Consider the following 1,004-nt stretch of genomic DNA (forward strand, 5'->3'; position numbering starts at 1 on the left):
GCCATTTCGATCCCAAGTCTTGTGACCGCGCCAGTGATATCGGCGATTTCATCTACAAGAAGCCGCTTTATGGCGGCTTGCTGCGCGAGCGAGACGAGCTCCGCGGCCGGCGTCCAATCGAATCGTGCGTTGGCCGCATCCACAAGGGCTGCACTGTCGCCATCCGGATCGCCACTCCCGATCGGGTACGAGTAGGTTCGGGGCGGTGTGACGCCGAAGAGCACCCCGAAATCGCACTGGGCATGTAGGCGACGATCAGTCAGCAGGAATCCTAATGAGGCTCGTTTGCCGGTCACCCGATTCTTCGAGTGCCAGCCGACGAACAGGAGCGGCAGTTCGCCTGCAATCGGGGGAACATCGGGCTGTAACAGCAGCTGCTCGACTGCTGCCTCGAAGACTGTCGTCGCGTCATCCCAGTCAGGATGTGATGTTTCGCCTCCGGCAAAAATGAAGCTTGAAATATCGCCACTCACTTCGTAAAGCGGACGAACATTTGTGAGCACTCGTGCCGAGAGCGTACCCAGAGCATCTCGCTGGGCGGTTGTCAGAGACTCGACATAGCTGCGATATTTTGTGCTCACAACACACATACTAGGGTGTTCTAAGCGATGCCAGCGCGCGGATTACGACCCCAAACCCCGGCTCTCCTGACGGTAGCCGAGCAGGGTCTCGGGCCCGCCGTTCCGCCTGCGGGCGACTACCGTCTCGAGCTCGACGTTGGCGAGTATGCGCCCTGGTGGGCGTGCGGCTACAGACAGTCGCGGCGAACGCTACGTCGCCAGTTCGATGAGGGACTGCATGAGGGGAGGCCACCCAAAGACCACCAGTGCGATCACGTTGACCGCCACCGTGACCCAGAAGATCGAGATGAAGGCCACCTTGCGAGTCTTGTGCCTGAGCACTCGCTGGGCAATGACGGCTCCGGACCATCCACCCAGCAGGCCGAGTATGAGCAGTCGCGTTTCTGAGACGCGCCATTCGCCGGTGACGGCGGCCGACTTATC

2 protein-coding genes are annotated in these 1,004 nt (G+C 60.7%); both read right to left on the bottom strand.

Annotation, left to right across the window (positions count from 1 at the left end; genetic code table 11):
* Positions 1 to 581 (bottom strand): hypothetical protein (locus RMN95_RS02360; protein WP_309615356.1); only part of this gene is annotated, 581 nt, incomplete at its 3' end.
* 189 nt (positions 582 to 770) lie between these two features.
* Positions 771 to 1,004 (bottom strand): DUF1294 domain-containing protein (locus tag RMN95_RS02365; protein WP_309615357.1); only part of this gene is annotated, 234 nt, incomplete at its 5' end.

Origin of the sequence: Salinibacterium sp., from assembly GCF_031364185.1 — a bacterium.
Classification (GTDB): domain Bacteria; phylum Actinomycetota; class Actinomycetes; order Actinomycetales; family Microbacteriaceae; genus Rhodoglobus.